The following is a 6,929-nucleotide window of genomic DNA, read 5'->3' as shown; positions in this document are numbered from 1 at the left end:
AAGTGATGCCAATCCTGCTGTTCATCATATTTCGGTCTATACTTTTTTTTCGAGCAGAGGACGGCATACGGTGTGAGCGCTGGTCTCGTGGGCTCGGAGATGTGTATAAGAGACAGGCCTTTTATGTAACGTAAGGCTGCTTGTAGTTTTTCTTCCGATGTAAATTTAGCCATATAAAAACTGCTCCTCCAAATGTTAGATGTGTCTAACATTTGGGGAGCAGTTCAAAAAGAGAAAGGGGGGTTTTAGGTTATTGTGTTACACGAGCTGTCCAACGAGAAAGGTCAGCGTCTTTAGCATCAACAAGCTCTGCTGGGAAAATAAATGTCCAAGGCTTTGTGGAGTTTGGTTGGACAGTTAAGATTGGATCCATTTTAAAGGAACCTTTGGCAATTTGTTTACCTGTAGCATCGACAATTTCTAATGGTAATTGTTCTAGATTGATTGCTTTATTATGTCCATTACGAATAAAGATAGATACGTTTAAATTACCATTGTCAGCTAGTTTGGCCTGTAAACCTGTGAAATTCACTTCTGTCTCTCCTAGTTTTGGTAGTGTTTTAACGATTTTCTCAAGTTCTTCTTTTTGTTCTGCTGGTAACTGTTTTTCCCATGACGGATCTAATTCTAATTGATGACCGCGAAGGGACACAAGGTTAAAGGCAATTTTCCAGCCATCTTCGGGAACTTCATCTACTTTAATTGTAGACTTTTCAAATTCAAATACCCATGGACGAGCACTTTCTGCTGGGATTGTACCAAGTGCTTTAAAATCGAATTTTTTAGATGCAACAAGCTCATCATTTTTATCCATAATGAAAAGTTCAATTTCACCTAGCTCAATAGCTTGAGGTAGAGAGGAACGGAAAAATGCACGAACTAACCATTTTCCACCTCGACCTTCTTCAATACTAATTGAAGAAAGCGATAATTGATTTGGTTTCAACGGCTCTAGCTCATTCGCTAGGAAGTTAAAAATGTATTTTTGCTCTTGTGGGACATCCCATTCAGGATGGAATGATAACTTTGTTTCCACATCGCGATTATCACCTGTATTTTTCGTTGTATTCCCTAGTAAATCTTTTGAGTCAATTGTGTTTTCCTGAACAACTTTATCTGATTTTTTAAAAAATGAAAATAAGCCCATTATTGTTCCTCCTGTTGTGCCTCAACTGTTTTCATGAAGCCTGTAATTTCTATAATAATAGAACGACGTAATTCTTGGAAATTTTTACCGAATAATTCTAGCCCTTCACGTTGGTAAATTCGCATTGGATCTTCTTGCTGATAATGACGTAGACCGATTCCTTCTTTTAAATGCGTCATGGCCTCTAAATGCTTAATCCAGCCGCTATCAATATGGCTAAGCATAATTTGAGGAAGTACTTCTATGACTCTTTCGTTTTCAGCGAATGTCTCCATGCGATCAAGCAGTTCTTGTTCAGAAGGTTGAATTTCAGCAAGAATTTGTTTTGTTTTTCCTATTTCTCGGTTGATTGAAACAGGTGTGATGAATAATGAGTTAAGCGCATTCTCCATTTGTTCGTAATCCCATTCAATTGGAGATACATCTTCTGGCGCGGCGTCATGAACAGCAAAATCAACTGTTTCACGTAGCATTTTCTTCAGTTCACCCATTAAATCTTCACCAGCTAAAATTTTGTCGCGAAGTCCATAAAGAACGGTACGTTGGTCATTGATAACATCGTCTAATTTTAGGTTATATTCCCGCATGCCATATTGGGAACCTTCAACAATTCGTTGTGTTCGGTCAATAAGCTCTTGAACCTCTTTATTTTGAATAATACCCTGATCATCTACAATCATTTTTGCAGAGAATTTTTCTACTTCTTCTTTTGCGTAACGGCGGAACATATCATCTTCAATAGAGAGAATGAAGCGACTTTCGCCTACATCACCTTGACGGCCAGAACGTCCACGTAGCTGATTGTCTACACGACGGCTTTCATGCTTTTCTGTCCCAATTACATATAAACCACCAAGCTCGTGTACATCCTCACCTAACATGATATCCGTACCACGACCAGCCATGTTTGTCGCTACTGTAATACGACCTTTTTGACCTGCCTGTGAAATAAGTTCAACTTCTTGTTCAACTGTTTTTGCATTAAGTAATTGGAATGTTAATTTTTCCTTTTTCAGATAGTCAGCTACAGTTTCAGACTGTAAAATTGATGTTGTCCCAATTAAAATTGGCTGACCTTTTTCATGACGTTTTTTAACCTCTGCTGTAACATACTTATATTTTGCTTCCTGTGTGTTAAAAATAAGATCAGGCTGATCAATACGCTTACGCGGACGGTTTGTTGGGATTTGCACAACTTCCATGCCATATACTTCGCGAATTTCTTTTTCCTGTGTTTTCGCTGTACCCGTCATCCCGGAAAGCTTTGGATACATACGGAAATAGTTTTGAATTGTGACCTGGGCCATTGATTTATTTTCATCTGTAATCGTTACGCCTTCTTTAGCTTCAATCGCTTGATGTAAGCCATCAGAAAGTGAACGACCTTCTAAAATACGACCTGTAAACATATCAACAAGCTCGATTTTGTCTTCTTTGACAATGTAATCAACATCGCGCTTAAACATCACATGTGCACGTACTGCTTGGATTACGTAATGGAAGAGTGTTTGGTGTTCTAAGTCATATAAATTATCGATATTGAAGGCAGCCTCAACCTTTTCAATACCTTTATCCGTTAGAGAAGTAGCCTTTGTTTCATCGTCAAAGTCATAATCTTCATCTTTCTTGAATCGTTTCGCTAACATAGCAGCAATTCGGTGTAATTCTTCGTTGGAAGGCATTTTACCTGCGATAATTAAAGGTGTTTTCGCTTCGTCGATTAATACACTATCCACTTCATCAATAATGGCGAAGTGATAAGGACGTTGCACTTTATCTGCAAGGCTATAAGCCATATTATCGCGTAAATAATCGAAACCAAACTCAGTACCAACACCATATGTAATATCGGCATTATAAGCTTCTTTTTTCGCATCAGCTTCCATCATCGGTACATTTAAACCAACAGTTAAGCCAAGGAAACGATGAATTTGACCGACTAGCTCATAGTCACGCTTTGCTAGGTAATCATTAACTGTGATGACATGAACACCTTTACCTTCTAATGCACGTACATAAGAGGGAAGGGAGGCAACTAGAGTTTTACCTTCACCTGTTGGCATTTCAGCAATATTACCTTCTGTTAATACTAGACCACCGATAAGCTGCACATCAAAATGACGCATTCCTAATACACGCTTTGAGGCTTCGCGTACAACAGCAAATGCGTCTGGGATGATTGATGTAATAGGCTCACCTTGTTCTAATTGATTTTTGAAAATAAAAGTCATTTCTCTTAATTCAGCATCTGACTTATCAACATACTTTTCTTCAAGATTATTAATTTGATCTACTATTTTGTAGTAGCGTTTTAATTGACGAGCACTTGTTTGCTCTTTGTTACTTTTGAAAATTGAGAACATGAAATATACGCTCCTTTAATGTTGTCTACATGCTAGACACACCATTATTCTATCAAATTTTACTTATGGTGACTACAATTGACTATATAGGAATCTATTAATGCTAAAATGTACAAAATATTTGTGAAATCGTGGAAAATGTTTAGAAAAAGTATATTTCAATGCTTGTTCATGCTATAATCAATTTGGATTTCAATGTAGATTATATATTTGAGGAGGAGAGACATGCTTTACGTGTCTTTAATAGCAGCGTTCGTTGCATCCATTTTGTTAACTCCATTAGTGAAACGTTTAGCGTTTAGAATAGGTGCAGTTGATGCACCAAACTATCGAAAAGTACATGCTCGAATTATGCCAAGACTTGGCGGTTTAGCCATTTTCCTTGCCTTTATTATTGGCGTGACGATTTTATACTCATTTTTAGTTCATACAAAACATGGTAGTAATGAGGCTTTATTAGCTATCATTATTGGTGCTTGTATAATCGTAATCACAGGTGTTATTGATGATATGCGTGAGATTTCTGCTAAAGCAAAAATGCTTGGTCAGCTAGTTGCTGCACTGATTGTTGTTTTTGTAGGTGGTATTGAAATTGAAATGGTTAATCTACCTTTCTTAGGTACATTAGACTTTGGTTTATTGAGTATTCCATTAACGATTATTTGGATCATCGGTATTACGAATGCCATTAATTTAATTGACGGCCTTGATGGTCTAGCTGCAGGTGTTTCTACGATTGCACTGATTACATTAGCTGTCATGGCGTTTATCATGAGCAATGTGTTTGTTTTAGCGTTAGCAGCCATTTTAGCTGTAGCTTCACTTGGTTTCTTATTTTATAATTTCCACCCAGCAAAAATCTTTATGGGTGATACAGGGGCATTGTTCCTAGGATTTATGATCTCTGTGTTAGCGTTACTTGGTTTTAAAAATATTACATTTGTAGCTTTAATCATTCCAATTATTATCCTTGGTGTTCCGATTTCGGATACATTCTTTGCAATTGTTCGTCGTGTTCGCATGAAGAAGAAATGGTCTGACCCAGATAAATCACATTTACACCATCGATTACTCGATATGGGCTTTACACATCGACAAACAGTCCTAATTATCTACGGAATTGCAGTAATGTTTGGATTAGCAGCTATCATTTTCTCTATGGCAAAGGTTTGGGGAGCTATATTACTTGTAGCGGTCATCCTAACAGCTATTGAAATCTTTGTAGAGGTCATCGGATTGGCTGGTAAAAACTATAAACCATTATTAAATTTTGTACGGATATTTAGTAAATAAAATATAAGCAATCATACAATTTGTATGATTGCTTTTTTGTTGTTAAATAGGGTTACTATTAAAGTCATTAAACAGTGAGTCGCTAGACAACGAGAAGCTTTTTCTAAACCGTTTTTTTATGCATTGAGAGTGAAAAGAAGGAGAACTTAAGTAAGCTTGTTTATCGATTACAAGGAGGGGGAAATGTAAAGGGTGGTCAATCGATGGAAAAGTCATATAAAAAGACCATAGACTAGTTTGTCTATGGTCTGACAGGTCTTATTCAATAACTGAATTGTCATCGATGCTAGCAGCACTGTCTGTTCCTGTATTGCCACTTGTTAGGCTTGATGATTGTTCATTTTGGCCAAGATGGTTTTTGAAAATCTCTTTTACTTCTTCAACAGAATCTTGATTTAACTGGTAATAATAAATACCAGTAGACATATCATCCGTACCATCTAATGTTAAGGAATCGATACGTGGTGCGCCTTTTGATAAATAAGATAAGAAGGATTTCATTTCAGTGAATGTCATATCTGTTTTCATATTATCACCAAGAGCTTTAATGACATTATCATATTTTGTGATAGAGTCTACAGAAGCCACTTTTTTAATAATTGCAGATAGAATTTCCTGTTGACGTTTGCCACGCTCAATATCACTATCTTGCTTACGAGTTCTTGCAAGGGCAAGTGCCTCACTTCCATTTAAATGCTGTAACCCTGGCTTTAAATTGATTGTAAACTTATCGAACTCATCTAATTCATGCAATGCATATGGTACTTCAGCTTCAATACCACCTAATGCATCTACAACATCTATGAATGCATTAAAGTTCATGCGTACATAATAGTCAATAGGAATATCAAATAGTTCTTCTACAGTTTCGATCGTAGTAAGTGTTCCACCCATAGCATGTGCGTGAGTAATTTTATCTTTATAACCTACTTTAGGAATATAAACGTATGAATCACGAGGAATGCTTAGCATTTTAATTGTATGAGTTTTATTATTTAATGTAGCTAAAACGAGTGCATCAGAACGTGAATGGTCTGACCCCTGTCCTCGATTATCACTATCGTCAACTCCGACAAATAAAATAGATACATTATCGTGTACTGGTTCTACACTTTCTTCGCGTTTTGCAGAAACCTGACGACCTTCTAATTCCTCATATGCTGAGTCTGCAGCATGCTCTACCTGTTTTGTAAGGTAAACAGCATAAGCCGTTACACAAATCACCAAGCTTGCAACTAGGAGTAGTGTAACTTTTATAATTAAGGAAGCTTTAGAAGACCTCTTTTTAGTCGGACTAACAGATCTTTTTTTCATAATAGATATATTCTCCTCTAATTATTGGGAATAATAATGCAATGAAGCTAACTTTTATTCAATTATTACTAAGTAATTGTGTGGACAATAAAATAGCTTAACAAAAAAATTATACTATGCATATTTAGTTTCGACAATTAAAACTATTTAATTGACAATAAATTCTACAAATTGAGCATCTTCGAAAGTGATGGTAGTCTGTCCATTTGTCATTTCTATTATCCAACTTCGGAACTGTTCTTCTTCCTCTTTTAGCACAGAAACAATGATTTCAACACCCTCCAAATAACGTATTTCCTCTAAAGAATATGATGAACTTCTTATTTCATTTTCGACTTTTCCTAGCCATGTATAATCAATAGCTACTTTCATGACATGATGCAATTTACGTTCAACTATCTGTGCAGCAGTTAATCCCTCTGTAGTTGCTTTTCCATAAGCACGAATAAGGCCACCACCACCGAGCTTAATGCCTCCAAAATAGCGGGTCACAACAACGACCGTATCTTTTAACCCTTGTTTTTTTAAGACCTCTAACATAGGGACGCCTGCAGTACCACTAGGTTCCCCATCATCATTTGCCTTTTGAATATGATCATGCTCTCCAATAATATATGCAGAGCAGTTATGTGTTGCATTATGATGCAATTTTTTTATACCATCTATAAAAGAAATTGCATCCTCTTCCGTTTCTGCACGTTCTATATAAGTGAGAAAGCGAGATTTGGAAATGACAATTTCGCTTTCACCATATCCTTTTACTGTTAAATAGTTTTCTCTCATTCGTATCAATCTCCTTTTAACTAGAGTTC

Annotated in this window: 5 protein-coding genes; 1 reads left to right on the top strand and 4 read right to left on the bottom strand. The window is 36.5% G+C overall.

Annotated elements, in window-relative coordinates:
* Positions 1–250 precede the first annotated feature (250 nt).
* Both BFM98_RS01385 and secA2 read right to left on the bottom strand, forming a co-directional pair.
* Positions 251–1,147 carry an accessory Sec system S-layer assembly protein gene (locus BFM98_RS01385; protein ID WP_054549747.1) on the bottom strand — a complete coding sequence of 299 codons (897 nt, stop codon included), beginning with the start codon at positions 1,145–1,147 and terminating at the stop codon, positions 251–253.
* Complete coding sequence (gene secA2, locus BFM98_RS01380) at positions 1,147–3,510, bottom strand: accessory Sec system translocase SecA2 (protein WP_066036327.1); 2,364 nt, start codon at positions 3,508–3,510, stop codon at positions 1,147–1,149. The genes BFM98_RS01385 and secA2 overlap by 1 nt, the downstream gene beginning before the upstream one ends.
* 225 nt (positions 3,511–3,735) lie before the next feature.
* On the opposite strand from secA2, the gene BFM98_RS01375 reads away from it, so the two are divergent.
* Positions 3,736–4,803 carry a glycosyltransferase family 4 protein gene (locus tag BFM98_RS01375; RefSeq protein ID WP_004230902.1) on the top strand — a complete coding sequence of 356 codons (1,068 nt, stop codon included), beginning with the start codon at positions 3,736–3,738 and terminating at the stop codon, positions 4,801–4,803.
* A gap of 258 nt (positions 4,804–5,061) precedes the next feature.
* Here the strand turns inward: BFM98_RS01375 and BFM98_RS01370 are convergent, their stop codons facing one another.
* Together BFM98_RS01370 and BFM98_RS01365 are read right to left on the bottom strand one after the other, a co-directional pair.
* Entirely contained in the window at positions 5,062–6,117 is a 1,056-nt protein-coding gene (locus tag BFM98_RS01370) for an LCP family protein (RefSeq protein ID WP_048392090.1), read from the bottom strand.
* A gap of 147 nt (positions 6,118–6,264) precedes the next feature.
* The gene (locus BFM98_RS01365) at positions 6,265–6,900 is read right to left on the bottom strand and encodes a YigZ family protein (protein ID WP_066036326.1); all 636 of its coding nucleotides are present in this window, start codon (positions 6,898–6,900) and stop codon (positions 6,265–6,267) included.
* Positions 6,901–6,929 lie beyond the last annotated feature (29 nt).

This window comes from Lysinibacillus sp. AR18-8 (assembly GCF_001705465.1).
Classification (GTDB): domain Bacteria; phylum Bacillota; class Bacilli; order Bacillales_A; family Planococcaceae; genus Lysinibacillus; species Lysinibacillus capsici.
This window is presented reverse-complemented; position numbering and strand designations above follow the sequence as displayed.